Raw genomic sequence first — 26,933 nt, 5'->3', positions numbered from 1 at the left:
GCAGTACCTACGACTTTCTGTCCGTAACCGGAGCCCTTTCCCACATGACGAGCAGCACCGAGACCACCGCCACCACCCCGCAGGTTGCGGTCAACGACATCGGTAACGAGGAAGCCTTCCTCGCCGCGATCGACGAGACGATCAAGTACTTCAACGACGGCGACATCGTCGACGGCGTCATCGTGAAGGTCGACCGGGACGAGGTCCTGCTCGACATCGGTTACAAGACCGAAGGTGTCATCCCGAGCCGCGAGCTCTCGATCAAGCACGACGTCGACCCGAACGAGGTCGTCAAGGTCGGCGACGAGATCGAGGCCCTGGTTCTCCAGAAGGAGGACAAGGAAGGCCGCCTGATCCTCTCGAAGAAGCGCGCCCAGTACGAGCGTGCCTGGGGCACCATCGAGAAGATCAAGGAAGAGGACGGCATCGTCACCGGTACCGTCATCGAGGTCGTCAAGGGTGGTCTCATCCTCGACATCGGCCTCCGCGGCTTCCTCCCGGCCTCCCTGGTCGAGATGCGTCGCGTCCGCGACCTCCAGCCCTACGTGGGCAAGGAGCTCGAGGCGAAGATCATCGAGCTGGACAAGAACCGCAACAACGTGGTCCTGTCCCGCCGTGCCTGGCTCGAGCAGACCCAGTCCGAGGTCCGCCAGACCTTCCTCACGACCCTGCAGAAGGGTCAGGTCCGCTCCGGCGTCGTGTCCTCGATCGTCAACTTCGGTGCCTTCGTGGACCTGGGCGGCGTCGACGGCCTCGTGCACGTCTCCGAGCTGTCCTGGAAGCACATCGACCACCCGTCCGAGGTTGTCGAGGTCGGCCAGGAGGTCACCGTCGAGGTTCTCGACGTGGACATGGACCGCGAGCGCGTCTCCCTGTCGCTGAAGGCGACCCAGGAGGACCCGTGGCAGCAGTTCGCCCGTACCCACCAGATCGGCCAGGTCGTCCCGGGTAAGGTCACGAAGCTGGTTCCGTTCGGTGCGTTCGTCCGCGTGGACGAGGGCATCGAGGGTCTGGTCCACATCTCCGAGCTGGCCGAGCGCCACGTGGAGATCCCGGAGCAGGTCGTCCAGGTCAACGACGAGATCTTCGTCAAGGTCATCGACATCGACCTCGAGCGTCGTCGCATCAGCCTCTCGCTGAAGCAGGCCAACGAGTCCTTCGGTGCCGACCCGGCCTCGGTCGAGTTCGACCCGACCCTGTACGGCATGGCCGCGTCCTACGACGACCAGGGCAACTACATCTACCCCGAGGGCTTCGACCCCGAGACCAACGACTGGCTGCCGGGCTACGAGGCCCAGCGCGAGGCGTGGGAGACCCAGTACGCCGAGGCGCAGCAGCGCTTCGAGCAGCACCAGGCTCAGGTCATCAAGTCCCGCGAGGCCGACGAGGCCGCCGCTGCCGAGGGTGGCGCCGCCGCTCCGGCCGGTGCCCCGGCGGGCGTGTCCGGTGGCTCCTACTCCTCGGAGTCGGACGACAACTCCGGCGCCCTGGCGTCGGACGAGGCGCTTGCCGCCCTGCGTGAGAAGCTGGCCGGCGGCCAGAGCTGAAACGCTCACCGCTGAGCTTCCGTAGCTAGCGTCGAGGCCCGCCTCCCTTCGGGGAGGCGGGCCTCGGTCGTTTCCACGGGACCACCGAACCGCAGGGCCGCCGGACCACCGGGCCGCCGGACCGTCCCCGCGTCGCGTCGCGTCAGGAAGTGACGGCGATGTTCGTCAGCCCGTAGCCGCCCGTCACCGTGTTCGAGCTGTAGACCGTGGTCGTGCAGGACCCGCTCTGGTTGGTCACGTAGACGGCCAGCCGCTTGGCGCCCGTCGCGCCGGTGAGGTCGGAGCGGTTGCCGCGGAAGACCGTGCCGCAGCCCCAGCCGCTCTGCTGGGTGTGGGTCTCGTAGCCGTTGTTGGTGGTGCCGCGGCCGGTGTTGTTCTCCACCAGGACGTTGTTCCCCTTCACGTCCACCCAGGAGTCGTCGTAGTGCACGCCCGTCAGGCCGCTGCCGTCGAAGCTGTTGCCGATGATCCGCGCGCCGGTCGTGCCCTCCTTGATGTCGATGTTCTCGCCGCCGACGTCCGGGCCGATGACGTTGTTCAGGATCTGCGCGTGGTCGCTGCGGTCGGAGAGCGTGTTGGCCGTGCCGACGTAGACGCCCTCGCCCATGCCCCGGCCGTCGTTGCCGGTGTCGTAGATCCGCGAGTTCTTGATGACCGCGTTCTTGCTGGAGTTGCGGAAGTGCACGCCCTCCATGTCGAGGTCGTGCACGGTCACCCCGTCGATGACGACGCCGTTGGCGTAGTCGGTCATGATCCCCTTCTGGCCGCCGGTCACGGTGACGCCCTGGACCGTCCAGTAGGAGGCGCCGTTCAGGTGCAGCCCGTAGCCGCCGCCCGCCTTGAGGACGGCCCGGGGCGAGCCGGTGAGCGTGATGCGTGCCGTGGAGGTGCCCGCGACCGTGGCCTTGAAGTTGCCGGTGTAGGTGCCGTCCGCGAGGCGGATGGTGTCGCCGGGGCGGGCGTTGGTGAGGGCCGTCTTCAGTTGGGTCGCGGTGGACACCTCGATGGTGGCCGCCGAGGCCGGCGCGGCCGTGGCGAGGGGGAGGGCGAGGAGCGCCGGGAGCAGGGGGACGAGCAGCGTTCGGGTGCGCATGGGGGATGCCTTCCGCTCGATGCCAGAGGTTCGGTCGATGCCAGAGGTTCTCAAGGGTGTTCTCGTATGTGTACGAGGAACGAGATGCTGAACGCGGTGCTGTCCCGTGACGGTAGGGAGACGCTGTGGGCATGTCAAGGTCTGGACCAGTGGGCCGAGGTGCCGTGACGGAACGCCGGGCCGGCACGGGAAATCCGCCCGGCGGGAATGGTGCCGGGCCGGACCGCGTTGTCCAGGGAGAACGCGAGGAGGAGCGGAAATCGTGCTTGATCCCCAGGGTTTGTACGAATGGGACCAGAAGGGCCTGGCCGTGGTCGACATGGCCCTGGCTCAGGAGTCGGCCGGACTGGTCATGCTCTACCACTTCGACGGTTACATCGACGCCGGGGAGACCGGCGAGCAGATCATCGACCGCGTGCTCGACACCCTGCCCCACCAGGTGGTCGCCCGCTTCGACCACGACCGGCTCGTGGACTACCGCGCCCGCCGGCCCCTGCTGACCTTCCGCCGCGACCGCTGGACGTCGTACGAGACGCCCGTCATCGAGGTCCGCATCGTCCAGGACGCCACCGGGGCGCCCTTCCTGGTGCTGTCCGGCCCCGAGCCCGACGTCGAATGGGAGCGGTTCGCCGCCGCCGTGCGCCAGATCGTCGACCGCCTCGGCGTCCGGCTCGCCGTCAACTTCCACGGCATCCCGATGGGCGTCCCGCACACCCGCCCCGTCGGACTCACCCCGCACGGCAGCCGCACCGACCTCATGCCCGGCCACCGCAGCCCCTTCGACGAGGCGCAGGTGCCCGGCAGCGCCGAGTCCCTCATCGAATTCCGGCTCACCGAGGCGGGTTACGACACCCTCGGCGTCGCCGCCCACGTCCCGCACTACGTCGCCCGCTCGCCGTACCCGGACGCCGCCCTCACCGCGCTCGAGGCCGTCACCGCCGCCACCGGCCTCGTCCTGCCCGGCGTCGCCCACGCCCTGCGCACCGAGGCGCGCCGCACCCAGACCGAGATCGACCGCCAGATCGGCGAGGGCGACGAGGAACTGGTCGCGCTCGTCCAGGGCCTGGAGCACCAGTACGACGCGATGGCCGGCGCCGAGACCCGCGGCAGTCTGGTCGCCGAACCCGTCGACCTGCCCTCCGCCGACGAGCTGGGCCGCGAGTTCGAGCGCTTCCTCGCCGAGCGCGAGGGCGACGTCTAGCCGCCCGCCGGCGGGCTCTAAGCTGCCGCTCATGCTGAAAGTGGGCCTGACCGGCGGAATCGGTGCCGGCAAGAGCGAAGTGTCCCGGCTGCTCGTCTCGTACGGAGCCGTACTGATCGACGCCGACCGGATCGCCCGCGAGGTCGTGGAGCCCGGCACCCCCGGGCTCGCGGCCGTCGTCGCGGAGTTCGGGCCGGAGATCCTTGACGCCCGGGGCGCCCTGGACCGGCCGAAGCTCGGCGCGATCGTCTTCGCCGACCCCGAGCGGCTCGCCGCCCTGAACGGCATCGTCCATCCGCTCGTCGGCGCCCGCTCCGCCGAGCTGGAGGCCGAGGCCGGCCCCGACGACGTGGTCGTCCACGATGTCCCGCTGCTCACCGAGAACGGACTGGCGCCCCTGTACGACCTGGTCGTCGTCGTGGACGCCTCCCCGGAGACCCAGCTCGACCGCCTCGTCCGACTGCGCGGCATGACCGAGCCCGAGGCGCGTGCCCGCATGGCCGCCCAGGCCACCCGCGCGCAGCGCCGCGCCGTCGCCGACGTCCTCGTCGACAACGACGGCCCGCTGGAGGCGCTGGAGCCGCAGGTGCGCAAGCTCTGGGACGAACTCCGGCAGCGGGCCGCGGACTCCCGGTGACCGAGCCCCGGCGGAGGCACTGACAGGGCCTTGACGGGGTCGGCGGCTCCGACGGGTCCGACGGCTCCGACGGCTCCGACGGTCCGATCCGCGAACGGTCGGGGCACGGCGCGTCGCAAAGGCCCCCCGGCGGGGTAGAGATGACCTTCGCGAGGATCGGCGCACCGGTCGGGCCCCGTGGAATACGGCCGCCGTGCCCACTGTTGAACCGCCGGAGCGAGGGAAGGAAGACCACTGTGGCCGAGAGGAACCCGGAGACCCACGTCATCGACTTCCGCGCCGCCGAGCAGTTGCTGGCCGCGCGGGACCCGCGCGGTGCGGTCAAGCTGCTGGACTCGGTGATCGCCGCCCACCCCGAGAACACGGCCGCGCGGCTGCTGCGTGCCCGTGCCTTCTTCGCCGCCGCCCAACTCAGACCCGCCGAGCTCGAGTTCGAGCTGGTCCTGGAGCGCGAGCCGGACAACGCGTTCGCGCACTTCGCCCTCGCCCGGACCTACCAGCGCTCCGGCCGCCCCGAGCAGGCCACCCGCCATTTCCGCCTCGCCGCCGCGCTCGACCCGAAGCCGGAGTATCTGGAAGCGGCCCGCTTCGACCCGACGCCCGAGTAGCCCCGGGCCCGGGAGGCTCAGCGGCGCCCGCGGCCGCCGCGATCGGGCTCGTACGGCGGGATGTCACGCCCCGGCTGCCAGTGAGGCCCCTGCCGGATGTGCCGGGACACCACGATCAGGTCGACGGCCGCCACCACGAACAGCACGCCGCACGCCGCCGCCCACCCCGGGCGCCCGACCAGCGAGAACGCCGCCGTCCCGAAGGCGCCCCACAGCACGCCCCACAGGCTCAGCCAGAACCGCAACCGCAGCGCACTGCGCGCGGTCGCGGGTTCACTCCCCGTACGCATCACGTCGCCTCTCCCGGGTGAGAGGACCCCGAGAACACTTCCAGCATCCACCCACACCCCACGATCCGAAAGGGCGGCCGAGGTCCGACGGATGCGTCGGCGGACGGTCGGACCCTGGAGGGAGAGGACGCGAGAGGCATGGACGCAGACAGCGACACGGGCAGGCGGGAGAACCCGATGCGGAACGGGCACCAGGGGACCGGACCGGGGCCGATCACCCCGGACGGCTGCGCCGTGGAGCTCTACCGGCGTCTGTCCGTCGGCAGCGAACCGGACATGATCGGAGCGGCCGTACCCGCCGGCGCCACACTGCTCGAACTGGGCAGCGGCGCCGGCCGGGTGACCGTCCCGCTCGTGGAACGCGGCTTCGCCGTCACGGCCGTGGACGAGTCCGCGGAGATGCTGGTGGCCCTCGCCGAGCGGGCGCCGGGCGTCCCGACCGTGCACAGCTCCATCGAGACGCTACGGCTGCCCCGCCGGTTCGACGCGGTCGTCCTCGGCTCGTTCCTGGTGCACACGGCCGACCACCGGACCCGTCAGGCCCTTCTGGAGACCTGCCGGCGGCACGTGAAGGACGACGGGCTCGTCCTCGTCCAGCGCGAGGGAGCGGACTACCACGACGACGTGCCCCGCGAACGCCGGGACCCCGCCGGATGCACCGTCCGCATCGTGTCCTCGGAGCCGATCGGCGACGGCGTCGACCGCGTCTTCGCCGAATACCTCTTCCCGGACGCGCGCTGGACCCAGACCTTCCTGTCCCGGCGGCTGACCAGGGATGCCTTCGAAGGCCATCTCGCCGAGGCCGGACTCGTCGTCGACCGCTATCCCACCGACGACGGCACCTGGGCGCTGGCCCGGCCCGCGCCGGCCGGCCGCTGACGCCGGTCCGTGGACGACGTCCGTCAGTGCACGAAGCTGTAGCTGCGCCAGGGCGGTGTCCCCGGCACGATCTCGTCGCCGCTGTTGCTCGGCAGATACGTGTACTCCCCGCCCCGGCAGTCCGGCGTCGCGTACAGCCGCATGTCCACCAGCGTGCCGTTCTCCACCCGGCTCGCGCCCTCCGGGGCCAGCTTGTGGCAGCCCTTCACCGAGGGGCTGGTCACCAGCGCCGCGGCCGCCGGCTCCGCCGTGTGCGCCCCCTCCGGCTCGGCCTCCTGCCCGGCCTCGTGTCCGGCCTCCTGCCCGGCCCGGGGCCCCGTCTCGTACGAGATCGTGCCCACCGCGGTGCGCCCCAGGTCCGAGCAGCCCGCGACGGCGAGCGAGAGCAGGGCGGCCCCGGTGGCGATGGTGAGACGCCGGTGAAGGGACATGGCGGGATCCTCGTCTGTCGGGCGCGGGCGGCCGAAGCCTGTTCCCCGCCACCCTGCCGCCTCCCCGCAGCGGGTGTCATGTCCGGTTGGGCCGCCCGGGGGAAGCGCCGCGGAGGTCCGTTGTCAGACCCCACCCGTAAGGTCGGAGGTCCAGTCGGAAACCGTCGCGGACCGGGAGGTGAGCATCGCCGTGACCAGCGCCCTGATCGGCCGTGCCGCCGTCTTCCTGCCCGCCGCCCTGCCCCGGGAGGGCCGGGTCGCCTTCTGGTCGCCCGACGGGACCGACCCGGCGGCGGGTGAGCTTCCGTCCGGCTCCGCCGAGCGCGGTGAGATCACCGTCGTGCGCCGCCACGGCGCGGGGGTGCGCGGCCGGACCGTGCCCGCCGTTCTGATGCCCGTCGGCGAGGCCCTGCCCCACCTGGTCGCCGCCCGCCACCACCCGGCCGCGCACCCCGCGGCCGCCTGCTGGGGCGCCGCCGCCCTTCACGCCCTGCACCTCGTCGCCCGCGGCCGCCTGCTGCCCGGGCTCACCGCCGACGACCACGACGCCTGGCGAGCCGGGCCGCTCGACGCCGACGACATCGCCCACCTCCGGGCCGTCGCCGCCGCCATGCCGTACGAGGCCCACGCCACGCCCGTCCCCGGCCGCGTCCCGCTCCACCTGCCCGAGCCCGAGGCACTGGTCCGGGCCTTCCTGGACGCCGTCGCCGACACGCTGCCCCGGACACCCGCGGCGCCGCACGCGGTCGGCGCGCCCTTCGCCGCGCGCGAGCCCCGACACCTGCCCCGCGCCCGAGCCTGGGCCGCCGAGGCCGCCGCCGGCATGGACGCGGGCGTGCGCGTCTCGCTCCGCCTCGACCTGTCCGGATACGAGCTGTTCGACACCTCGGACGACGGCACCGGCGAGGAGCGGCAGGCCGCCGCGGCCCTCCTCCAGGTGCACAGCCTCGCCGACCCCACCCTCGTCATCGACGCCGCCGCCCTCTGGGCCGGGGACGGCGACGAGCACTTCGGGCCCCGCGCCAGGATCGACGCCGTCCTCGCCCTGCGCCGGGCCGCCCGCGTCTGGCCACCGCTCGGCCGCCTCCTGGAGCGGGACGTGCCCGACGTGCTCGCCGTGTCCGAGGACGAGCTCTACGAGCTCCTCGGCCCCGCCGCCGCCCGCCTGGCCGACGCGGGGGTCGCCGTGCACTGGCCCCGGGACCTCGCCCGCTCCCTCAGCGCCTCCGCCGTCGTCCGGCCGGCCCGCTCCGCGCCCGGCTCCGCCACCGACGGCACCGCCTTCTTCGACAGCGAGGAACTCCTCCGCTTCAACTGGCAGCTCGCCCTCGACGGCGACCCCCTCACCGAACGGGAGATGGACGCGCTCGCCGAGGCCCACCGCCCGGTCGTCCGCCTGCGCGACCAGTGGGTGGTCGTCGATCCCGACCTCGTCCGCAAGGCCCGCAAGCGCGAGCTCGGCCTCCTCGAACCGGTCGACGCGCTCGCCGTCGCCCTCACCGGCACCGCGGACATCGACGGCGAGACCGTCCCCGCCGTCCCCGTCGGCGCCCTCGCCGCCCTCCGCGACCGGCTCCTCGCCGGACCCGAGGACGTCCCGCAGCCACCCGGCCTCGACGCCACCCTGCGCGACTACCAATTGCGCGGCCTCGCCTGGCTCGACCTGATGACCTCCCTCGGCCTCGGCGGCTGCCTCGCCGACGACATGGGCCTCGGCAAGACCGTCACCCTCATCGCCCTCCACCTGCGCCGCGCCCGCCGCGCACCCACCCTCGTCGTCTGCCCCGCCTCGCTCCTCGGCAACTGGCAGCGGGAGATCCGCCGCTTCGCGCCCGGAGTGCCCGTCCGCCGCTTCCACGGCGCCGACCGCACCCTCGAAGGACTCGACGGCGGCTTCGTCCTCACCACCTACGGCACCCTGCGCACCAGCGCCCCCCAGCTCGCCGAGCAGGAATGGGGCATGGTCGTCGCCGACGAGGCCCAGCACGTCAAGAACCCCTTCTCGGCGACCGCCAAGGCGCTCCGCACCGTCCCCGCACCCGCCAGGATCGCCCTCACCGGCACCCCCGTGGAGAACAACCTCTCCGAGCTGTGGGCGCTGCTCGACTGGACCACCCCCGGACTCCTCGGCCCCCTCAAGGCATTCCGCTCCCGGCACGCCCGCGCCGTGGAGAACAGCGAGGAGATCGACAACGAGGAGGCGGTCGAGCGCCTGGCCCGGCTGGTCCGGCCGTTCCTCCTGCGCCGCCGCAAGTCCGACCCCGGCATCGTCCCCGAGCTGCCGCCCAAGACCGAGTCCGACCACCCCGTCGCCCTCACCCGCGAGCAGGCCACGCTCTACGAGGCCGTGGTGCGCGAGACCATGGCGCAGATCGAGGGCGCCGAGGGCATGGCCAGGCGCGGGCTGATCATGAAGCTGCTGACCTCGCTCAAGCAGATCTGCAACCACCCCGCCCAGTACCTCAAGGAGCAGCCTGCGCACGGGCCCGGCGGCAGGCCCGGCACGGTCCGGCTCGCCGGCCGCTCCGGCAAGCTCGCCCTGCTCGACGAACTCCTCGACACGATCCTGGCCGAGGACGGCTCCGTCCTCGTCTTCACCCAGTACGTGTCGATGGCGCGGCTCCTCGCCGACCACCTGGCCGGCCGCGGCATCCCCGCCCAGCTCCTGCACGGCGGCACGCCCGTCGCCGAGCGCGAGCGCATGGTCGACCGCTTCCAGGCCGGCGAGGTCCCCGTCTTCCTGCTCTCCCTGAAGGCCGCGGGCACCGGCCTCAACCTCACCCGGGCCGGCCACGTCGTCCACTACGACCGCTGGTGGAACCCGGCCGTCGAGGACCAGGCCACCGACCGCGCCTACCGCATCGGACAGACCCAGCCGGTCCAGGTCCACCGGCTGATCGCCGAAGGCACGGTCGAGGACAGCATCGCCGAGATGCTGCGCGCCAAGAAGGCCCTCGCCGACGCCGTCCTCGGCTCCGGCGAGGCCGCCCTCACCGAACTCACCGACCGCGAACTGGCCGACCTGGTGTCCCTGAGGAGGCCCGCATGAGCCCCGACGGCCCCCGCCTCCCCGGCACCCCTCCCGGCCGCCCCCGGTCCTCCTCCCGGCTGCGCGCCGGCGCCGCCCGCCCCGCCACCCTGCCCCGGCACGACGACCGGCGCAGGACCTTCCCGGCCCTCGCCCCGCACGAGGCCCCCGACGGCCGGTTCGCCGCCACCTGGTGGGGCAACGCCTGGGTGGACGCCCTGGAGGACACCGCCCTCGACGCCGCCCGGCTCGCCCGCGGCAAGGCGTACGCCCAGCGCGGCCACGTCGACGCGATCACCGTCACCCCCGGCCGGGTCGTCGCCTACGTCCACGGCAGCAGGCCCCGCCCGTACCGCACCGAGATCCGGCTGCGGACCCTCGGCGACGACGACTGGGAACGGTTCCTCGACGAGGCCGCCGCCCGCCCCGAGCACATCGCCGCCCTCCTCGACAAGGACGTCCCGCACGCCCTGGAGGCCGTCACCGGACTGCTGCCCGCTCCCGGCGACCTCGTCCCCGACTGCTCCTGCCCCGACGACGGCTACCCCTGCAAGCACGCCGCCGCGCTCTGCTACCAGTCCGCCCGCCTCCTCGACGAGGACCCCTTCGTCCTCTTCCTCATGCGCGGCCGCGGCGAGCAGGAGCTCCTCGCCGCCCTCACCCGGCGCAACGCGGCCCGCTCCGCCGCCGAGAGCGCCACCACCGCACCCGCCCTGCCCACCGTGCCGGCCCGCACCGTGCTCGCCCCGACCACCGGCCACCACCTGCCGCCGCTGCCCGCGCCGCTCCCCGCGCCCGCGCACCCCGGCCGCCCCGCCGTCTTCCCGGCCGACCCCGACGCGCCCGACCCCCTGGCCCTGGACCTCCTCGCCACCGAGGCCGCCGCCCGCGCCCACACCTTCCTCACCACCGGACACGACCCGGTCGCCGACCTCACCCCCTGGCAGGACGCCGTCCGGCTGGCCGCAGCCCACCCCGGCTCCGGTCTCACCGCCTCCACCCGCGCCCTCTACCGGGACCTTGCCTACGCCCTCGACCGCACCCCCACCGACCTGGCCCGCGCCGTCGCCGCCTGGCGCCAGGGCGGCATCGCCGGACTCGCGGTCCTGGAGGAGCCCTGGGACCCGCCCGCCGGCCCCTTCGACCGCGCCCGACCCGCCCTGCTCGCCGCCGACCTCCCCGCCTTCCGCCCTTGGCGCAACCGGCTGTCCACCCGGTCCCTCCAGCTCCGCTTCGGACGTGACGGACTCTGGTACGGATACGAGTCGGACACCGACCGCGAGGACTGGTGGCCGCGCGGCACCCCCGACGCCGACCCCGTCGGAGTGATCACCGACCTGCTGGGACGGTGACCGATAGGCTGAGGACGACGAACGACGCTTCGAAGGGGGACCGATGGAAGCCGAGTTGGTGGCACTGGCGTCGGCGGGGGCGACCGCCCTCGTCCAGCAGATGGTCGGCGAGGGCTGGGAGCGGGCGCGGACCAGGATCGCGGCGTTCTTCGCCGCCCGCTCCGGCACCGACGCGGAAGCCGTCGGCGCCGACCTCGACGCGGCCCGCGACGACCTGCTGCGCGCCGAACGGACCGGCGACCAGGACGCCGTGGACACGGCCAGGGACGAAGCCCGCGTCGAATGGCGCGCCCGCATGCGCCGCAGCCTGCTCGCCGACCCCCGGTCCGCCGACGAACTGCGCGCCATCCTCGACGAGTTGGGTACGGAACCTCAGCCACAGCCCGGCACGGTGATCAACAACACCCTGTCCGGCGACGTCCACGGGATCGCCTTCCAGGTCGGCACGGTCGGCCGGATGACGAACCACCTGAGCGGCGACGGCGGTGCGGACGGACGACGGCCGTGAACCCCGCCGTGCGCAACGAGGTCGGCGGCGCGGTGCACGGAACGGTCGTGCAGGCAGGTCACATCGCCACCCTCACCGTGGAGCACGCCGTCGTGCCGGCGATCCTCCCCGGCAGTCCACCGCCCCGGTTACTTCCCGCGCCCACCCGCCACTTCACCGACCGGCACACCGAACTCGACCGGCTCACCGCCCTGCTGGAAGGCGGGGACGACGACCCGGCGCCCCGCGTGGTCGTCCTCACCGGGACGGGCGGCATCGGGAAGTCGGCCACCGCGCTCCACTTCGCCGCCCGCCTCAAGGACCGCTACGACGGCGGCCAGCTCCACGCCGACCTGCACGGCGACGCCACGGCCACGGCGGCCACCCCCTCCACCGTCCTCGTCCGCTTCCTGCGCGCCCTCGGCGTCGCCCCGCAGTACGTACCGGCCGACGAGCAGGATCAGATCGACTGGTTCCGCAGCCTCACCGCCGACCGCCGCCTCCTCACCGTCCTCGACAACGCGCACTCGGTCGCCCAGGTGCTCCCGCTGCTGCCCACCGGACCCGGCTCGCTCACCCTCGTCACCAGCCGCCGCCGGCTCGCCGGCCTCGGCAGCGCCGTCGGCGCCCACCACCTCGCCCTCCCCCCGCTCGGCCCCGCCGACGCCGCCCTGCTCCTCACCCGGCTCGCCGGCCGGCCCACCGCCGCCACCACCGGCGAGGCCGGTTCCGACGGCGCCGAGGCCGTCGCCCGCCGCTGCGGCGGACTCCCGCTCGCCCTCTGCATGGCCGGCGAACGCCTCGCCGTACGCACCCACCTCACCTGGCGGCAGTTGGAGCAGGACATGGCCTCAGCGGCAGCGCACGACGGCCCCGGCGCCCCCGGTGGTCCGGACGGCCCGGAGCGCGACCCCGTCAGCGCCGCCGCCGACACCTCCTACGGCGACCTCGGCCCCGACGCCGCACGCCTCTACCGCCTCGGCGGACTGCGCCCCTGGACGGCCGGACTCACCGCCCCGGCCGCTGCCGCGCTCGCCGAGGTCCCCGAGGAGCGCGCCGCCGCCCTGCTGGAGGAACTCGCCTCCCTCCACCTCGTGGAGGAGCACGCACCCGGCCGCTACCGCCACCACGACCTGCTGCGCGCCCACGCGGAGCGCCTCGCCCTCCGGACCGACGGACACGCCCGCTCGGCCGCCGCCGTCGGAAGGCTGCTTCGCCACCACCTGGCCGCGGCCGCCGCCGCGGACGCCCGCGTCATGCCCGGCCGCTGGCACCTCGGCCCCGCCTACGACCGCCTGCCCGACGACCCCAGGACCACCGACCCCAGGACCGCCGACCAGGCCACCGACTGGCAGCTCGCCGAGCGCGAGAACCTCGTCGAGGCGGTGCGGGCCGCCGACGAGTACGGACTCGACGACCTCACCTGGCAGTTGTGCGAGGCCCTGTGGAGCCTGTTCTTCCGGCAGGGCTACCACCAGGACTGGCTCGCCACCCACCGGCTCGGCGTCCGCGCCGCCGCCCGCTGCCCCGCGACCCCCGAGGCGGAGGGCCGGATGCACGCCCAGCTCGGCTTCGCCCTGCTCGGTCTCGGCCGGCACGACGAGGCCGAGCAGGCGTTCAGCGCCGCGGCGGAGGCCGACCGGCGCTGCGGACACCGCAGGGGAGAGGCGACCGCGGTCGAGTCCCTCGGTCTGGTACGGCTCGCCCAGGGCCGGTACGAGGAGGCCGCGGACCACTTCCGGGCCGCACAGGACCTCGCCGAGGACCCCCGCGCCCGCGCCCTCCTCGCCCACCACCTGGGCCGCGCCCTCTCCGGCCAGGGCCGCCACGCCGACGCCGCCGCCGCGCTGCAACGGGCCGGGCGGCTGATGGCCGCACTCCCGGTTCCCGACCCGTACAACGAGGCCCGGGTCCTCACCAGCCTCGGCGAGGCGGCGCTCGCCGCCGGTGACCCCGCGCGCGCCGCCGACCTCCTCGCGGAGGCGGCCCGGCGGATGTCCCTGGAGCGGGTCCCGGTCCAGGAGGCGGCCATCGCGGCCCTCCGCGCCCGGGCCGCGGCCACCCCCGAGGAGCGCGAGCGCTTCCTGACGGAGGCGATCGAGCGGTACGAGCGCCTCGGCTCTCCCACGGCGGCCACCCTGCGCGCCGAACGGGACCAGGCGGACCGGGACCAGGCGGACCGTGACCAGGCCGACCGGGACCGTGCCGCAGAGGGCGCCGTCAGCCCGCCGGGGCAGCCCGCACCGTGACTTGGTGGCGGACGGCTCCCGTCACCACCGTCATGACGCCCGCGTCGACGAGCGCCGCGAGCGGCCGGCCGCCGGTCCACCAGGCGTACGCGGCGGAGGCGTACGCGAACGGGTCGCAGGGATCGGCGAAGCCGTCGGGGCGGGGGAGCGCGGCCAGTTCGAGGACCGTGCCCTCCCGGCCGCGGATCAGACAGCGCCCGCGGCCGGTCCGTACGGCGGCGAGGCCGGCGTACGGGTGCTCCATGAGCAGCTCCGCCGCGCGCGGGCCCGCCGCCTCGCCGCTCCTTCCGTCGTCCAGCACCACGTCGGCGAGGGACAGCCGCCCCTCGTCGCCGGTCCAGGCGTCCACCGCCGTGTGCGCGTCCTCGGCCTCGGGCGCGTCCGGTTCCGCGGCGGGGTCGGCGAACCGGATGACGGCGATCTCGGGCAGCCCCTCCGCCGGCACCCGGACCGTGGTGAGGACCCGGACGGGCACGGTGAGGTGCGGTGTGCCGGTGTCCTCGGGCAGCAGGGGCCGCGGGCGGGCCGGCCGTACGGGCTCGGGCAGGTCCAGCATGGAGTGGAAGAGCGACCGCAGCAGCCCGGCCGAGGCACCCGGGTCGGACGTCGCCGCCGCCGCGAACGCGTCGTAGCGTCCCGGCACATGGCCGTCGATCACCGCGTCCACCTGCGGGCGCAGCGGCGCGTCCGGGCGCAGTCGAGGGGCCGCCCGCCCGAGCGCGGCGACCGGCGACGCGGGGTCCAGGTCCCGCTGCGCGAACGCCCCCAACAGAACGGGGACTCCGAGGGCGGCCGCGTAGTAGGTGACGGAACCGTGGTCGCCGATGACGCAGTCGGCCGCCGCGACCGCCTGCCGCCAGGGCCCCAGGGGATCGACCGGGGTGAGCCCCGCGTCGGCGGCCCGGCGCAGCCAGGCGCGCACCTGTCCGGGCCCGTGGCCGTACCAGATGTTGGGGTGCAGCACCGCGCACAGCCGGTACTCGTCGACCGGGAAGGTCTCCGTCAACTCCCGCAGCAGAACGGGAAAGGTGTCGGAGCCGAGGAGCGAGGCGCGGCCCCAGGTGGAGTTCAGGACGACGAGCCGGCGCCCGTCGCCCGCGCCGAACGCACGGCGCAGCGCGGGCCGTCGGCGGTGCAGCGCGAGCATCCGGTCGAAGCAGGGGTCACCGGCGAGGACGGCGGTCGCGGCGGCCTCGGGGCAGTCGCGGCGCAGCCGGTCGAGCTGTTCGGGATGGGACAGCACGGTCGCCGCCGCGAGCGGCCTGCCCTCGTGGAGCACCCACGCCGGATCCGTACCGAACACGGGCGCGATCCCGTCCTCGCCTCCCGGCTCCCACTCCCCGCGTCCGGTGTCCGGTGTCCGGTGTCCGGTGTCCGGTGTCGCCAGCCTTTTATTGTATCCAATGCCATGTGAGAGGATGGCCAACTTCCCCTGGAACGCATGGAGTTCCCCGCCGTAGCTCGCGGCGACCGCGAGGTCGACCGCTCCGCGCGCGGCCAGTTCCTTCGCCTGCTCCCACGGGACCACCGGCAGCCCGGCCGCGTCGAGGAGCTCGGGAACGCCGGCCAGGAACGGGGACGATCCCGTGCAGGTCGCGAGCGTCTGCACGTCCAGGGCGTCGTCGAAGAGCGGCAGTACGTCGAGCAGCCGGGTCGCCGAGGTGACGTTGTGGACGACGAACAGCACCGTGCGCGCGGGTTCCCGGGTGCGCCAGCGCGCCGCGTCCCGACCGACCGGTACCCGCAGCCGCTCCTGCCCCACCGTCACCTCACCCGCCTCCCGCGTCACGGTAACCCACCGCACACGCCCGACGTCGGGACATGATCCGCCGCGCCACACTCCCTCGATGGAGTGAAACACGCCGACGGCCGGATCCGCGCTCCTCACGGACGGCGTTATTTCGGGTACGGGCGAGTGCCCGTGAAGACATCCGGAAGGCAGGAAGCCATGAGGCAGATTCGCCGAAGTGGTCTGGCCACTCTGTTGGTCACCGGTGGCGCGCTCGCGCTCTCGGCGGGCGCCGCCCACGCCGACTCAGCGGCGGAGGGCACCACCGTCGGTTCGCCGGGGGTCGGCTCCGGCAACACGGTGCAGCTACCGGTGCACGTCCCCGTGAACGTCTGCGGGAACACCGTCAACGTCGTCGGACTGCTCAACCCGGCGGCCGGCAACAACTGCGCCAACCGCTCCGACGGCCACGGTTCCGGGAACGGCGGCCCGACGCACAAGGACGTGCCGGGCACCGCCCACGGCGGTTCCGCGGACCGCGGTTCGCGCGACGGAGGGGCCTCCAACGGCGGTGGCGCCACCGCGGAGAGCCGCACCGAGGGCTCCCCGGGCGTGCTCTCCGGCAACGGCATCCAGCTCCCGATCGACCTCCCCGTCAACGTCAGCGGCAACTCGGTCAACGTCGTCGGCATCGGCAACCCGGCCACCGGCAACTCCTCGGTCAACGAGTCCGAGGAGGAGTGCGAGCACCCGGAGACCCCCACCCCGCGCCCGCAGACCCCGGTGCGCAACATCCCGCCCGCCCCGAGCGGCGACGACGCCCCCGCGCCCGCCCCGCAGTCCAGCTCGGTCTCGCTCGCCAGCACCGGATCCGACAGCGTCGGCTACGCCGCTTCGGCCAGCGCCGCGCTGCTCCTCGGCGGTGCGATCCTGTACCGCCGGGCCCGCCGCGCGGGCGGCGAGGTCTGACCGACGGACGGAACGGAGCCGTCCCCCTGCCGACCCAGGGGGCGGCGCCCAGCGCCGCCGGCCCGGCCACGACCGCCGACGACGACCGTCCGCCGACGGCCGCCGCCCCGTTCGTCCGGTCGCGCCGCTCGGCCCTCGCGCCCGGTGACCGCGCCCGCACCTCCGGCCCCGCGCCCGGTGGCCACCCCCCGCATCCCCGGCCCCGTGACCGGGGCCGGGCCCCCTCAGTCCGCGCGCCAGGCCAGGAGCACCGCCTCGATGGCCGGTGCCACTCTCGTCCGCGCCTGGTGACGGGGCACGCCCGACATGAGCAGCGCGTCGTAGTCGGTGTCGACATGGCGTACGGCGGCGCGCACCGCGGCGGTGACCGCGCCCCGCTCCAGGGACCGGCCGGCGGCCGTGCGCCCCACCCGCCCGCTGCCCTTCGCCGAGGCGTGCGCGGCGATCCGGGCGGCCCGCTCGGGCGGGCAGCCCGGGAACAGGCGCAGGATCTCCGCCTCCAGGGCCGCCGTGACCTCGGCGTCCCGCTCGGCCCGGCGCGCCGCGTCGCGGGCCCGGCGCCGCGCCCGCGCCTCGGCGTCCGCGAGACAGGCCGCCTCCGCCCTGGCCAGCGCCGCCTCCTCGACGAGCAGGCCCTGGCGCTCGTACCGCGTCCGGCGCCGGTTGTGCCGGACGACCACCGCCCACAGGCCACTGCCCTCGCGGGCGCGCCGGGTGAGGGCGGTGTCGCCGCGGGGCAGGAAGACGAGGTGGCCGAGATCGGCGCAGTCGAGGCACACCGGTGCGTTGAACTCGACGATCATCCGCTCCAGCGGACCCTGGCGGCACTCCGAGCAGCGGCGCCGCCGGAGCGGCTCGACCACGACCGGGGCGACGAGATCCACGAGGGTGTTCTACCCGTACGCCCGCGCGCGCATCCCCGAGCGGCTCGTCAGCGCACGCTGGGCGCGGCGGCCGCCACGAAGTCGGCGAGTGCCTCCTTCGAGGAGGCCGAGCGCCGGGCCCGGTCGGCCTCGTCCGTCGCTTCGTGCATGCAGTGGGTCGCCTCGAAGGCGGCATCGGCGAGCCGGCGGACTTCGGGGTCGTCACAGATCAACTGGACCCGGAACAGCGCCTGTCGGGCGGCGGTGCGCTGTCGGTACGAGGCGTACCGCGACTGCTCGGCCTCCTCGGAACCCGGTTCCTCCCGGGCGCGGTACCAGCGGTCGTTCTGGCCGAGCCGGTAGTCGACCACCGCGCCGGCGAAGGCGCTGTAGGTCGCGATCCGTTCCTGGCGCAACTGCTCGGTCCTGGCGAGCGCGGCGGTGCGCTCGGCGGTCCGGCCCTGGAACCAGTGGGTGGCCACCACGCCCAGCAGGGTTCCGGCCACGGCTATCAGCGCCGCATCCATGGCGGATCGACTCCTCTCCTCTTGCTGATCCTCGTTCCTCGTTCTGATCGGCATCCTGCGATGCCGTCAGATCATCGCAGCAGGGGGCGAGTTCAGCGGGGCCGGCTACTGGCGGTAGCTGCTCAGGAAGCGGCCGATGCGGCTGATCGCGGCGTCCAGGTCGTCCGCGTAGGGCAGGGTCAGGATGCGGAAGTGGTCCGGGCGGTGCCAGTTGAATCCGGTGCCCTGCACCACCTGGATCTTCTCCCGCAGGAGAAGGTCGAGGACGAACTTCTCGTCGTCGTGGATCGCGTGCACGGCCGGGTCGAGGCGCGGGAAGGCGTAGAGCGCGCCCTTCGGTTTGACGCAGGAGACACCGGGAATCTCGTTGAGCTTCTCCCAGGCCCGGTCGCGCTGTTCGCGCAGCCGTCCGCCGGGGGCGGTGAGCTCGTGGATCGACTGCCGGCCGCCGAGCGCGGCCTGGATGGCGTACTGGGCGGGCGCGTTGGGGCACAGCCGCATGGAGGCCAGCATGGTCAGGCCCTCCAGATAGCTCTTGGCGTGCTCGCGCGGGCCGGTGACGACGAGCCAGCCGGAGCGAAACCCGGCCACCCGGTACGTCTTCGACAGACCGCCGAAGGTGAGGACGAGCAGGTCGGGGGCGAGGGAGGCGGTGGGGTGGTGGACGGCCTCGTCGTAGACGATCTGGTCGTAGATCTCGTCGGAGAAGACCATGAGGCCGTGGCGGCGGGCGAGGTCGAGGATGCCCTCGACGATCTCCTTCGGATAGACCGCGCCGGTCGGGTTGTTGGGGTTGATGACGACGACGGCCCGGGTCCGGTCGGTGATCTTCGAGGCCATGTCGTCGAGGTCGGGGTACCAGTCGGCGGACTCGTCGCACAGGTAGTGCACGGGCTTGCCGCCCGCGAGGGTGGTGACGGCCGTCCAGAGGGGGTAGTCGGGGGCCGGGATGAGGACCTCGTCGCCGTCCTCCAGGAGGGCCTGGGTGGCCATGGAGATGAGCTCGGAGACGCCGTTGCCGAGATAGACGTCGTCGACGTCCACCTCCGTCAGGCCCATGGACTGGTAGCGCTGGACGACGGCGCGGCGGGCGGACAGGATGCCCCGGGAGTCGGTGTAGCCGTGCGCCTTGGGAAGCATCCGGATCATGTCCTGGACGATCTCCTCGGGGGCCTCGAACCCGAAGAGCGCGGGGTTGCCGGTGTTGAGGCGCAGGACGCTGTGGCCCGCCTCCTCCAGGGCGTTGGCCTGCTCGATGACCGGGCCGCGGATCTCGTAGCAGACCTCGCTCAGCTTGCTCGACTGCCGGAACTCCATGTGCCGACCTCCCCAGAAGTGTTGATGCTTGGTTTTACCAAGTTCGAGCTTGGAAAGTCCAACAACATGTCTAGACTGCGTCGCATGCCACGCCAGCCTCGCCGTCGAAGCTATGACCAGTACTGCGCCGCAGCCCGCGCCCTCGATGCCGTCGGCGACCGGTGGACCCTGCTGATCGTCCGTGAACTCCTCGCCGGGCCGCGCCGCTACACCGATCTGCACGCCGACCTCCCGGGCGTCAGCACCGACATGCTCGCGGGCCGGCTCAAGGACATGGAGGGCGCCGGACTCGTCACCCGCCGCCGGCTGCCGCCACCCGCCTCCGCGTCCGTCTACGAACTCACCGGCCGTGGCCGCGAGCTGCTGCCCGTCCTGCGCGCCCTCGCCGCCTGGGGCGCGCCCGCCCTCGACGAGCCCCGGCCCACCGACGCGGTGCGCGCCCACTGGTTCGCGATCCCGCTGCTCACCGCCCTGGCGGAGCTGGGGGAGCGGGTCGTCCAGGTGACCCTGGACGAGGGGGTGTTCCACGTACGGACGGGGGACGACGGCCAGGTCGAGTACGGGGACGGGCCGGCCAACGACGCCCAGGTGTTCCTGCGCACCGACACGCCGACCTGCCGGGCCCTGGCCGGCGGGGAGCTGACCCTGCCCGAGGCCGTCGCCTCCGGCCGCGCCGAACTCCACGAAACCGCCGCGGTCTAGGCGACCTCGCGGCTCCCCGGAGAAGGGGCGTGGTCGGCGGAGGAGCCGGTCGTCGGCGCGGCGGTGGTGTGCGCGAGGGGCGCGGCGGGCTGATCCGGGGCGGCGGCGTGGGAGGTCAGGGCGGCCGCGAGCCGGTCCCTCGCCGCCGTCTGCGCCGCGATCCGCGCGTCCAGCACGGCGAGCCGGTCCCACGCGATCGCGAGCCCGCGCGGGGAGGGTGGCGTCGCGGGCATGTCCCCGTCGAGGCAGGGCTCGAACGCCGCCACGTCCTCCAGGGTCAGCCCGGCGTCCAGCAGATATCGGATATTGGATACACGGACCACGGCGCCCTCGTCGTACACCCGGTATCCATTGGCCGCGCGCACCGAGGAGATGAGCCCCGACTCCTCGTAATGACGCAAGGCGCGAGCCGTCGTCCCGGTCCTCCGGGCCAGTTCACCGATGCGCACGGGCGCCACCTCCCCGGGCAGTCGTATCACGACACCAGGGCGCCTCCGTCGACGGGCAGCACCGTGCCCGTCAGGAAGGCGGCGTCCGGCGAGGCCAGCGCCGTGACGGCCCAGGCGACCTCCTCCGGGCGACCGATCCGGCCCAGCGGCGTGTGCGCGATCTGCCACGCGCGCACCGCCCGGCGCTGCTCCGGCGTCAGGCCGGTGTGGTCGGCGATGGGCGTGTCGATCGCGCCGGGCGCGACCGCCACCACCCGCACACCGCGCGGGGCCAGCTCCAGCGCCCAGCAGCGGGTCAGCGTCTCCAGGGCGCTCTTGGTCGCCGGATACACGGAGTTGTTCGGCCAGCCGCGCTGCCCGACCGTGGTCGTGACGTTCACGACCACCCCGCGGGCCGTCGTCAGCGCGTCGAGCGCGGCCTGGGTGAGCAGGACGGGGGCGACGAGATTCGTCTCCAGGAGCGGGCCGATCGTCTCGCGGCCGAGTGTGCCGAGCGGGCCGCCGGTCGCGATGCCGGCGTTGTTGACGAGCACGTCGAGGCGCCCGTGGTTCCCGACCGTCGTGCGCACGATGTCCTCGGGCGCGCCCGGGGCCGTGATGTCCGCGACCAGCGGCCGGATCCCCGGAAAGCCCTCCGCCGTCTCGTCGAGCGGCCCCCGCCGGCGTCCGACGGCGACGACCGTCGCCCCTTCCCGGGCGAAGGCCCGCGCCGTGGCCCGGCCGATACCGGTACCGGCGCCGGTGACGACGACCACTCGGTCCGTGCTGTCGACGCGGGTGTTCTGCTGCTGAGTCCGGTTGTTCATGCGGCGATCGTCGAACCCTGCCGCCAGTGGCAAGGTCAAACGCGAGGCGCCGGATCCAGGATCCAGGATCCAGGATCTTGGATCCTGGATATTGGATCCAATATCCAGGACCCCCTATCCCGGATCCGATATCCCCGACCTGGATATCGGATCCCGGCTCCAGGATCCGATCTCCAGGATCCGGTCTCCGGGATCCATGCGGCAGGATGGGACGGATGCGATTCGAAGCGATCAGTTGGGAGCGGCTGACCGACGCCGTGGCCGACCGCGTCGACGGTGCCGAGCCCGCGGACGGCAGCACGTGGCTGAAGGTGGGCGTCGACGGCGCCCCCGCCGCGCCCGGCGGGGAGTTCGCCGAACGGGTCGCCGAGGCGCTGCGGCTGCGCGGGCGCTCCGTGCTGGTCGTCGCGAACGGCGGCTTCCTGAGGCCGGCGTCGCTGCGCTTCGAACACGGCAAGCAGGACCCCGACGCGTACTACAGCGACTGGTACGACACCGGAGCGCTGTGGCGGGAGGTGTTCGGCCCGCTGGAGCCGGGCGGCAGCGGGCGGGTGCTGCCCGACCTGTGGGACCCGGTCACCGACCGCGCCACCCGCAGCCCCGCCGTACCGCTGCCGCCCGGCGGCGTCCTCGTGCTCCACGGGCCCTTCCTGCTCGGCCACTGGTTCCCCTTCGACCTGAAGGTGCACCTGCGCCTGTCCGCCGGCGCGCTCGCCCGCCGCACCGAGCAGCCGTGGACCCTGCCCGCCTTCGCGCGCTACGAGGAGGAGGTCGGCCCCGCCGGCGTCGCGGACGCCGTCGTCCGCGCCGACGACCCCCGTCGCCCGGCCTGGACGGGCTTCACCGGCTAGCGGGCGCGGCCCCGTGCCGCCGTCTCAGGGACGGCCGCCCATCCGCGTCACGGCCCGGGCGCCCGCCCGGCACCCGGACACGGCCCCCTCGACCGGGTCCGCGCCGGCCAGCAGGGAGGCGAGGAAGGCACCGGTGAAGGCGTCGCCGGCGCCGGTGGAGTCGACCGGGTCGGCCGGGGGCGCCGGCACGCGCGCCGTCACCCGCCCGCCGGTGGCGAGGACGGCCCCGGCGGCGCCCAGGGTGACCGCGACCAGCGGGAAGCGCCGGCTGAGGGCCGCCGCGGCCTCGGCCGGGTCCGCGCGGCCGGTCAGCAGCCGGGCCTCGTCGGCGTTCGGCAGCAGGCACTCCGCGCCGTCCACGGCGTCGAGGAAGGACTCCGTGCCCTGCTCCGCGAGGAAACCGGCCGACGCCGGGTCCACGCTCACCGGCACGCCCGCCGCGGCCGCGTCCCGCAGCACCCGCCCGGCCGTCTCCCGACCGGGCGAGGCGAAGAACAGATAGCCGGACAGGTGCACCCGGGCGACCCCGTCGAGCAGCGCCGGCGTCCAGTCGGCGGGGGAGAGCCGCAGGGCCGCCCCGCTGTCCGTCAGGAAGGTGCGTTCCGCGTCCGCGCCGACGAGCGCGATCACCGACGCCGTGGGCGCCTCCGGATCCGGGACCAGCAGCGGCCGTACGCCCGACCGGCGCAGCGCCCGGTCGTGCCAGGCCGCGGAATCGGTGCCCACGCGCGCGAGGAGCCGTACGTCCGCGCATCCCGAACCCGCCGCCCAGCAGGCCACGTTCGCCCCGGCGCCGCCGGGCAGGGTGCGGATCTCCGCCGCCGTGTCCGTCGCGGGGGCGAGCGGGGTGCGGTGCCGGGCGACCACGTCGGTGACGACGTCCCCCACCACCAGGAGCGCGCCGGACCCGGTCACGGCCGGTCGAGGTAGGCCGACGCGATGCGGGCGGCGAGCCGCACGTTCCCCCGCACCGCGGCGAGGTTGGCCTCCAGGGACGCCCCTTCCGTGTGCGTCGTCAGATATTCCAGCAGGAACGGCGTCACGGCCTGCCCCGTGACGCCCTTCTCGCGCGCCGCCGCGAGCCCCTCCGCGAGGACCCGGTCGTGCAGGTCCGGATCGAGCTGCCGCTCCGGCGCGACCGGATGGGCGACGATCAGCGCCGAGCGCGGGCCGCCGAGCTCGTCCTGGGCGCGCATCACCCGCGCCACGCCCTGCGGGGTGTCCACCGTCCAGTCGACGTCCTCGCCGGAGGAGGTGAGGTAGAAGCCGGGGAAGCTGTCCGTGCCGTAGCCGACGACGGTCACGCCGAGGGTCTCCAGACGCTGCAGCGTCGCGGGCACGTCGAGGATCGACTTCACCCCCGCGCACACCACGGTCACGCCGACCTGGGCCAGCAGCCGCAGGTCCGCCGACTCGTCCTGGGTCTGTGCCCACTCCCGGTGGACCCCGCCGAGCCCGCCGGTCGCGAACACCCGTATACCGGCGGAGTCGGCGAGCGCCGCCGTCGCCGAGACCGTCGTCGCCCCCGTCGCCCCGGCCGCGAGCGCCGGCGCCAGATCGCGGTGGCCGAGCTTGCGCACCGACGGGTCCTCCGCGATCCGGGAGAGACCGGCCTCGTCCAGACCGATCCGTACGGTGCCGTCGACGACCGCGATGGTGGCGGGCACCGCCCCGCCGTCCCGCACCAGGGCCTCCAGCTCCCGGGCGACCGCGAGGTTGCGCGGGCGCGGCAGGCCGTGCGCGATGATCGTCGACTCCAGCGCGACGACGGGACGCCCCTCGTGGAGCGCCTCCCGTACCTCTTCGGACACATGTGTGGGCATGGTGGATCTCTGGCGCGGCCGCACCTCCCGCAAACCTCGAAGGCCGACATCAGCCACAGCGCGGCAGCCCCGGCAGCCGGGCCGCGTCCACCACCTGGATCACGGGGCGCGCACCGGCCGACTTGGCGTTCCCGACGCTGTACGCGACCGCCAGGGCGTTCCCGGAGGCCGCCGCGTAGCCGTACGCCGGGGTGATCGCGGTGTACGCGTCCGAGCCGAGGTCCAGGGCGTACGAGGTCTCCGGCGTGCGCCAGGCGACCAGGCGCCCCGCGACCCGCAGTTGATCCATGCCGTCGGCGGCGGGGGAGGCGGTCACGGCGGCCGACGGGCGGGTCTCGCCCGTGCGCCAGACCATCAGCCGGGGCTCGGTCTCGCCCGCCACCCACGCCCAGGTCGTGCCGTCGGAGACGAGGGCGCGGATGTCGCGCAGGGCCGCGATCGGCGGCGGCAGCGCCGCCGGCCGCCCGTCCCTCAGGGAGACCGCCGCCGGCCGGGTCCGGTCGCCCGCCGCCTCCCGCCACACCAGCAGGCCGCCCGCCGCGAACGGCGTGTCCAGGACCCCCGTGCGCCACGCGCGCGCGTGGCCGCCGCCGGCCGGGGCGGCGTACACGGTCGCCTTCCCCGCGCCCGTGCCCTGCGCCCACAGCACCGTGCCGTCGTGGACGATGGGGCGGGGCAGCGGGCCCGGCCGGTCGGCGCGGGCGAGGCGCCGGGTCCCGCCGGTCACCGCGTCCCACACGTACAGGCTCCACGGGCTGTCGAGCGTCCGGCCCTCCAGGACGGCGAAGGCGGCCCAGCGGCGGCCGTCGAAGTCGGCGGCGAGCAACTGGTGTTCGACCGGGTCGGCGAACCGGAGCAGCGTCCGCGGTGACGTCTCCCCGCGGCGGACGAGCACCGCACGGCGCCCTTGCGCACCGGTGAGCTGGAGCGCGGTCCATCCCGGGCCCGTGTCCGTGAGCACCGGGCGCTCTCCGGCCGGTGGCCGGTAGACGCCGGCGGCCAACGCGCGCCGCCAGGCGGCCGGCAGCGGCACCTCGCAGGCCGCCGCCCGCGCCCGCCCGGCGTCCGGCGCGCTGCTCGAAGGGATGCCCGAGGGCCGCGTTTCCGCCGGCGCGCCCGGGGGAGTGGTCGGGGAAGTGCCCGCGGGGCCCGCAGGGGTGCCGCTTGCGGTCACCATGGGCGCGGCCCCGCCGTCTCCCGGCGAGCACCCCATGAGCAGGGCGCCCGCCAGGAGGAGGCAGCGCAGGTGCCTACCAGACGTAGCCACGGCCGCCCATGATGGTGGTGATCGTGTCGGAGGAGATGTGCGCGGACTTCGGCACGGAGCCCGCCCACGAGATGACGCTCGTGCTCACGCCGCCCACCGGGTCGAGGTAGTTGACCTGCCCGGCGGCGGTGTCGGTGTTGTAGCCGTCGATCGCCACCCAGTGGAAGATCTCGATGTTGGGATGGCCCACGAGGTGCGGGCCGCCCGGCACCTCCCAGGCGTTGCCCGCGATCGCGAAGTCGTTGTCCGTGTTGTGGGTGATGTGCTGCTTGAAATTGGTCTTGTCGGTGGCGGTCGGGGTGTAGGGCAGCGCCTTCGGTACGTACCCGGCTCCCGGGAGGCGGTGGTTGAGGGCGTCGGCCATGGGGTAGCCGGTGGGGCTGGGCACGTTGATGTCGATCCCGTACCAGGCGGTGCCGTTCGTGGTCGTCTTGAGCAGGGTCGCCGCGTCCTGCTGTGAACGGCCGCCGACCTCGTCGCGGGCGGACTGGGTGATCACCAGGGTGGCCGGGCCGCACCAGTAGGAGGTCTTCTGCGACTGGTGGATGCCGCCGGACAGCTTGTACCCGGCGAGGGCGCCGGAGGCGCCGAGCGCGCGCACCCGTTCGTACGTTCTGGCCGCCTCGGCCTGCTTGGCGTCGGCGCGCCGGCGCTGTTCGGGCGTCAGGCGCTGCGGTCCCAGGGTGTCGTGGGCCGCCTTGTACGCGGCGCCGGGCGCGCTCCCGGCCGTGGGCGCCGGTTCCCCGGACGGGGCGGTTCGGGCCGCGGGCGTCGCCGAAGCGGCGGGGACGGTCGCGGCGGCGGCCAGCAGCGCGGCGGCGCCGAGGACGGTGACGCGGACATGGGTGGGGGTCATCGCACTCTCCTGTCCGGAGTGGGGGGAGGAGCGGGAAGGGGGGAGGGAGGGAGGAGCGGAGAGCGGGGGGCTCGGGGGGAGTGTGACGCCGTCGCGCCCCGCCTGTCAGGGGGCGCGGCGCAATCTCCGGGACCAACATTGGGCCCACCAAAGGCGCCGCCTCCGACCAGCGGAGACCTCCGCGTCCGACGCCCGGCGGGTCCGGGGTTTTCGGCCTCGGACGCCGCGCCGGGCCCCCGTACGGCCTCGGTCCGGCTCCGCAGGGTCCCGGCCCCGTGCCTGCCCCCGAGGCCCGGCTCCACGCGGTCCCGGCCCCGTGCCCGCCCCCGAGGCCCCGCTACAGTCACCGCCCATGACCACACACGCCACAGACGCCACACACGCGCAGCCTTCCTTCGCCGTCCACATCCCCGACGCCGACCTCGAGCCCGAGCCGCTCGATCCCGGTCAGATCGTCTCCGGCAGCCCGGAGGTGACCGGCAAGGTCCTGTGGGAGTCGGCCGACGGCAAGCAGATCCGGGGCATCTGGCAGATCACGCCGGGCGTGGTCACCGACACCGAGGCGAACGAGCTCTTCGTCGTCGTCAGCGGCCGGGCGACCGTCGAGGTCGAGGGTGGCGAGACCCTGGAGATCGGCCCCGGCGACGCCTGCGTGCTGCGCGAGGGCGACCGCACCACGTGGACGGTGCACGAGACGCTGCGCAAGGCGTACCACATCAGCCTCTGAAGTCTCCCGGCCCCGACTCCCTTGCGGAAGAGCCGCGTTCGCAGTCTGGTAGGAAACTTTCCTATCAGCTAGCATCCCGGGCGGCGGCTTGGCGCGGCGCCCGTTCCCCGACGTCCTCGGGGGACGGGCGTGACGCGCTCAGCGAGAGCTCTGACCCGGCCGCCGCACCGCGCCACGCCCTCCGGCGCCGGACGCCGGCGGGCCGGCCGCGCTGCCCGCACCGGTGCCCAGCTCTCACCGTTCCC

Annotated in this window: 26 protein-coding genes; 13 read left to right on the top strand and 13 right to left on the bottom strand. The window is 74.3% G+C overall.

Annotated features, from left to right (window positions below; genetic code table 11):
* The first annotated feature begins 44 nt into the window (after positions 1–44).
* Positions 45–1,547, top strand: a complete 1,503-nt coding sequence (rpsA, locus tag ABZ135_RS05000) for a 30S ribosomal protein S1 (RefSeq protein ID WP_345489430.1) — start codon at positions 45–47, stop codon at positions 1,545–1,547.
* Positions 1,548–1,689: 142 nt separating this feature from the next.
* On the opposite strand, the gene ABZ135_RS04995 is transcribed toward rpsA, so the two are convergent.
* On the bottom strand, positions 1,690–2,640 hold the full coding sequence (locus ABZ135_RS04995; protein WP_356691853.1) for a right-handed parallel beta-helix repeat-containing protein: 951 nt from the start codon (positions 2,638–2,640) through the stop codon (positions 1,690–1,692).
* A gap of 262 nt (positions 2,641–2,902) precedes the next feature.
* Between ABZ135_RS04995 and ABZ135_RS04990 the strand changes: the two genes are divergently transcribed.
* The 3 genes from ABZ135_RS04990 (at position 2,903) to ABZ135_RS04980 (ending at position 5,086) form a co-directional block, all read left to right on the top strand.
* Positions 2,903–3,841, top strand: a complete 939-nt coding sequence (locus ABZ135_RS04990; protein WP_356691851.1) for a PAC2 family protein — start codon at positions 2,903–2,905, stop codon at positions 3,839–3,841.
* A gap of 31 nt (positions 3,842–3,872) precedes the next feature.
* Positions 3,873–4,478, top strand: a complete 606-nt coding sequence (coaE, locus tag ABZ135_RS04985) for a dephospho-CoA kinase (protein ID WP_356691849.1) — start codon at positions 3,873–3,875, stop codon at positions 4,476–4,478.
* A 236-nt stretch (positions 4,479–4,714) separates the two neighbouring features.
* Positions 4,715–5,086 carry a tetratricopeptide repeat protein gene (locus ABZ135_RS04980; RefSeq protein WP_356691847.1) on the top strand — a complete coding sequence of 124 codons (372 nt, stop codon included), beginning with the start codon at positions 4,715–4,717 and terminating at the stop codon, positions 5,084–5,086.
* A gap of 17 nt (positions 5,087–5,103) precedes the next feature.
* Here ABZ135_RS04980 and ABZ135_RS04975 read toward each other — a convergent pair whose 3' ends face one another.
* The gene (locus ABZ135_RS04975; RefSeq protein WP_356691845.1) at positions 5,104–5,376 is read right to left on the bottom strand and encodes a DUF6343 family protein; all 273 of its coding nucleotides are present in this window, start codon (positions 5,374–5,376) and stop codon (positions 5,104–5,106) included.
* Positions 5,377–5,553: 177 nt separating this feature from the next.
* Between ABZ135_RS04975 and ABZ135_RS04970 the strand changes: the two genes are divergently transcribed.
* Complete coding sequence (locus ABZ135_RS04970; RefSeq protein WP_356691917.1) at positions 5,554–6,255, top strand: class I SAM-dependent methyltransferase; 702 nt, start codon at positions 5,554–5,556, stop codon at positions 6,253–6,255.
* Positions 6,256–6,278: 23 nt separating this feature from the next.
* On the opposite strand, the gene ABZ135_RS04965 is transcribed toward ABZ135_RS04970, so the two are convergent.
* Positions 6,279–6,686, bottom strand: a complete 408-nt coding sequence (locus tag ABZ135_RS04965; protein ID WP_356691843.1) for a hypothetical protein — start codon at positions 6,684–6,686, stop codon at positions 6,279–6,281.
* A gap of 178 nt (positions 6,687–6,864) precedes the next feature.
* On the opposite strand from ABZ135_RS04965, the gene ABZ135_RS04960 reads away from it, so the two are divergent.
* The 4 genes from ABZ135_RS04960 to ABZ135_RS04945 are packed head-to-tail and all read left to right on the top strand — an operon-like array spanning position 6,865 to position 13,802.
* Positions 6,865–9,735: a DEAD/DEAH box helicase gene (locus ABZ135_RS04960; protein WP_356691841.1), complete on the top strand. Its 2,871-nt coding sequence runs from the start codon at positions 6,865–6,867 to the stop codon at positions 9,733–9,735.
* Positions 9,732–11,066: an SWIM zinc finger family protein gene (locus tag ABZ135_RS04955; protein ID WP_356691839.1), complete on the top strand. Its 1,335-nt coding sequence runs from the start codon at positions 9,732–9,734 to the stop codon at positions 11,064–11,066. Before ABZ135_RS04960 ends, ABZ135_RS04955 begins: the two co-directional genes overlap by 4 nt.
* A 43-nt stretch (positions 11,067–11,109) precedes the next feature.
* Complete coding sequence (locus ABZ135_RS04950; protein ID WP_356691837.1) at positions 11,110–11,574, top strand: hypothetical protein; 465 nt, start codon at positions 11,110–11,112, stop codon at positions 11,572–11,574.
* Entirely contained in the window at positions 11,571–13,802 is a 2,232-nt protein-coding gene (locus tag ABZ135_RS04945) for a tetratricopeptide repeat protein (protein WP_356691835.1), read from the top strand. The genes ABZ135_RS04950 and ABZ135_RS04945 overlap by 4 nt, the downstream gene beginning before the upstream one ends.
* Here ABZ135_RS04945 and ABZ135_RS04940 read toward each other — a convergent pair.
* Positions 13,774–15,591 (bottom strand): hypothetical protein, encoded by a 1,818-nt coding sequence (locus tag ABZ135_RS04940; protein ID WP_356691834.1) that lies wholly within the window; start codon positions 15,589–15,591, stop codon positions 13,774–13,776. The two genes, ABZ135_RS04945 and ABZ135_RS04940, sit on opposite strands and share 29 nt — an antisense overlap.
* 159 nt (positions 15,592–15,750) lie before the next feature.
* Here ABZ135_RS04940 and ABZ135_RS04935 point away from each other — a divergent pair, with 159 nt between their 5' ends.
* A complete protein-coding gene (locus ABZ135_RS04935; RefSeq protein WP_356691832.1) occupies positions 15,751–16,500 on the top strand; it encodes a chaplin in 750 nt (249 codons plus the stop codon).
* Positions 16,501–16,724: 224 nt separating this feature from the next.
* Here the strand turns inward: ABZ135_RS04935 and ABZ135_RS04930 are convergent, their stop codons facing one another.
* The 3 genes from ABZ135_RS04930 to ABZ135_RS04920 form a co-directional block, all read right to left on the bottom strand.
* Positions 16,725–17,384, bottom strand: a complete 660-nt coding sequence (locus ABZ135_RS04930) for a DUF2293 domain-containing protein (protein WP_356691830.1) — start codon at positions 17,382–17,384, stop codon at positions 16,725–16,727.
* A 47-nt stretch (positions 17,385–17,431) separates the two neighbouring features.
* On the bottom strand, positions 17,432–17,890 hold the full coding sequence (locus tag ABZ135_RS04925) for a hypothetical protein (protein WP_356691828.1): 459 nt from the start codon (positions 17,888–17,890) through the stop codon (positions 17,432–17,434).
* Between the two features lie 105 nt (positions 17,891–17,995).
* Complete coding sequence (locus ABZ135_RS04920; RefSeq protein ID WP_356691826.1) at positions 17,996–19,207, bottom strand: pyridoxal phosphate-dependent aminotransferase; 1,212 nt, start codon at positions 19,205–19,207, stop codon at positions 17,996–17,998.
* An 84-nt stretch (positions 19,208–19,291) separates the two neighbouring features.
* Between ABZ135_RS04920 and ABZ135_RS04915 the strand changes: the two genes are divergently transcribed.
* A complete protein-coding gene (locus tag ABZ135_RS04915) occupies positions 19,292–19,909 on the top strand; it encodes a helix-turn-helix domain-containing protein (protein WP_356691824.1) in 618 nt (205 codons plus the stop codon).
* On the opposite strand, the gene ABZ135_RS04910 is transcribed toward ABZ135_RS04915, so the two are convergent.
* Positions 19,906–20,358 carry a MerR family transcriptional regulator gene (locus ABZ135_RS04910; protein WP_356691822.1) on the bottom strand — a complete coding sequence of 151 codons (453 nt, stop codon included), beginning with the start codon at positions 20,356–20,358 and terminating at the stop codon, positions 19,906–19,908. The two genes, ABZ135_RS04915 and ABZ135_RS04910, sit on opposite strands and share 4 nt — an antisense overlap.
* Positions 20,359–20,384: 26 nt before the next feature.
* Complete coding sequence (locus ABZ135_RS04905) at positions 20,385–21,164, bottom strand: SDR family oxidoreductase (protein WP_356691820.1); 780 nt, start codon at positions 21,162–21,164, stop codon at positions 20,385–20,387.
* Positions 21,165–21,379: 215 nt separating this feature from the next.
* On the opposite strand from ABZ135_RS04905, the gene ABZ135_RS04900 reads away from it, so the two are divergent.
* Positions 21,380–22,015 (top strand): uridine kinase, encoded by a 636-nt coding sequence (locus tag ABZ135_RS04900; RefSeq protein WP_356691818.1) that lies wholly within the window; start codon positions 21,380–21,382, stop codon positions 22,013–22,015.
* Between the two features lie 24 nt (positions 22,016–22,039).
* On the opposite strand, the gene ABZ135_RS04895 is transcribed toward ABZ135_RS04900, so the two are convergent.
* From ABZ135_RS04895 to ABZ135_RS04880, 4 genes are all read right to left on the bottom strand, one after another.
* Positions 22,040–22,930 carry a PfkB family carbohydrate kinase gene (locus ABZ135_RS04895; RefSeq protein ID WP_356691816.1) on the bottom strand — a complete coding sequence of 297 codons (891 nt, stop codon included), beginning with the start codon at positions 22,928–22,930 and terminating at the stop codon, positions 22,040–22,042.
* Positions 22,927–23,838 (bottom strand): pseudouridine-5'-phosphate glycosidase, encoded by a 912-nt coding sequence (locus ABZ135_RS04890; protein ID WP_356691814.1) that lies wholly within the window; start codon positions 23,836–23,838, stop codon positions 22,927–22,929. The genes ABZ135_RS04895 and ABZ135_RS04890 overlap by 4 nt, the downstream gene beginning before the upstream one ends.
* Before the next feature lie 49 nt (positions 23,839–23,887).
* Positions 23,888–24,799 carry a hypothetical protein gene (locus ABZ135_RS04885; RefSeq protein WP_356691812.1) on the bottom strand — a complete coding sequence of 304 codons (912 nt, stop codon included), beginning with the start codon at positions 24,797–24,799 and terminating at the stop codon, positions 23,888–23,890.
* Between the two features lie 289 nt (positions 24,800–25,088).
* Entirely contained in the window at positions 25,089–25,961 is an 873-nt protein-coding gene (locus ABZ135_RS04880; RefSeq protein ID WP_356691810.1) for a hypothetical protein, read from the bottom strand.
* 352 nt (positions 25,962–26,313) lie between these two features.
* Here ABZ135_RS04880 and ABZ135_RS04875 point away from each other — a divergent pair, with 352 nt between their 5' ends.
* Complete coding sequence (locus ABZ135_RS04875; protein ID WP_356691808.1) at positions 26,314–26,688, top strand: cupin domain-containing protein; 375 nt, start codon at positions 26,314–26,316, stop codon at positions 26,686–26,688.
* The last annotated feature ends 245 nt before the right edge of the window (positions 26,689–26,933 follow it).

Origin of the sequence: Streptomyces sp. NPDC006339, from assembly GCF_040612775.1 — a bacterium.
GTDB lineage: Bacteria > Actinomycetota > Actinomycetes > Streptomycetales > Streptomycetaceae > Streptomyces.
Note: the sequence above shows the minus strand (reverse complement) of the source record. Positions and strands in the feature narration are given on the sequence as shown.

Bases quoted from the DNA above. Each gene is read 5' to 3' on its own strand.
- rpsA (WP_345489430.1), top strand. From the start codon at position 45: ATGACGAGCAGCACCGAGACCACCGCCACCACCCCGCAGGTTGCGGTC.
- ABZ135_RS04995 (WP_356691853.1), bottom strand. From the start codon at position 2,640: ATGCGCACCCGAACGCTGCTCGTCCCCCTGCTCCCGGCGCTCCTCGCC.
- coaE (WP_356691849.1), top strand. From the start codon at position 3,873: ATGCTGAAAGTGGGCCTGACCGGCGGAATCGGTGCCGGCAAGAGCGAA.
- ABZ135_RS04975 (WP_356691845.1), bottom strand. From the start codon at position 5,376: ATGCGTACGGGGAGTGAACCCGCGACCGCGCGCAGTGCGCTGCGGTTG.
- ABZ135_RS04970 (WP_356691917.1), top strand. From the start codon at position 5,554: ATGCGGAACGGGCACCAGGGGACCGGACCGGGGCCGATCACCCCGGAC.
- ABZ135_RS04965 (WP_356691843.1), bottom strand. From the start codon at position 6,686: ATGTCCCTTCACCGGCGTCTCACCATCGCCACCGGGGCCGCCCTGCTC.
- ABZ135_RS04955 (WP_356691839.1), top strand. From the start codon at position 9,732: ATGAGCCCCGACGGCCCCCGCCTCCCCGGCACCCCTCCCGGCCGCCCC.
- ABZ135_RS04950 (WP_356691837.1), top strand. From the start codon at position 11,110: ATGGAAGCCGAGTTGGTGGCACTGGCGTCGGCGGGGGCGACCGCCCTC.
- ABZ135_RS04935 (WP_356691832.1), top strand. From the start codon at position 15,751: ATGAGGCAGATTCGCCGAAGTGGTCTGGCCACTCTGTTGGTCACCGGT.
- ABZ135_RS04925 (WP_356691828.1), bottom strand. From the start codon at position 17,890: ATGGATGCGGCGCTGATAGCCGTGGCCGGAACCCTGCTGGGCGTGGTG.
- ABZ135_RS04920 (WP_356691826.1), bottom strand. From the start codon at position 19,207: ATGGAGTTCCGGCAGTCGAGCAAGCTGAGCGAGGTCTGCTACGAGATC.
- ABZ135_RS04915 (WP_356691824.1), top strand. From the start codon at position 19,292: ATGCCACGCCAGCCTCGCCGTCGAAGCTATGACCAGTACTGCGCCGCA.
- ABZ135_RS04905 (WP_356691820.1), bottom strand. From the start codon at position 21,164: ATGAACAACCGGACTCAGCAGCAGAACACCCGCGTCGACAGCACGGAC.
- ABZ135_RS04900 (WP_356691818.1), top strand. From the start codon at position 21,380: ATGCGATTCGAAGCGATCAGTTGGGAGCGGCTGACCGACGCCGTGGCC.
- ABZ135_RS04890 (WP_356691814.1), bottom strand. From the start codon at position 23,838: ATGCCCACACATGTGTCCGAAGAGGTACGGGAGGCGCTCCACGAGGGG.
- ABZ135_RS04880 (WP_356691810.1), bottom strand. From the start codon at position 25,961: ATGACCCCCACCCATGTCCGCGTCACCGTCCTCGGCGCCGCCGCGCTG.
- ABZ135_RS04875 (WP_356691808.1), top strand. From the start codon at position 26,314: ATGACCACACACGCCACAGACGCCACACACGCGCAGCCTTCCTTCGCC.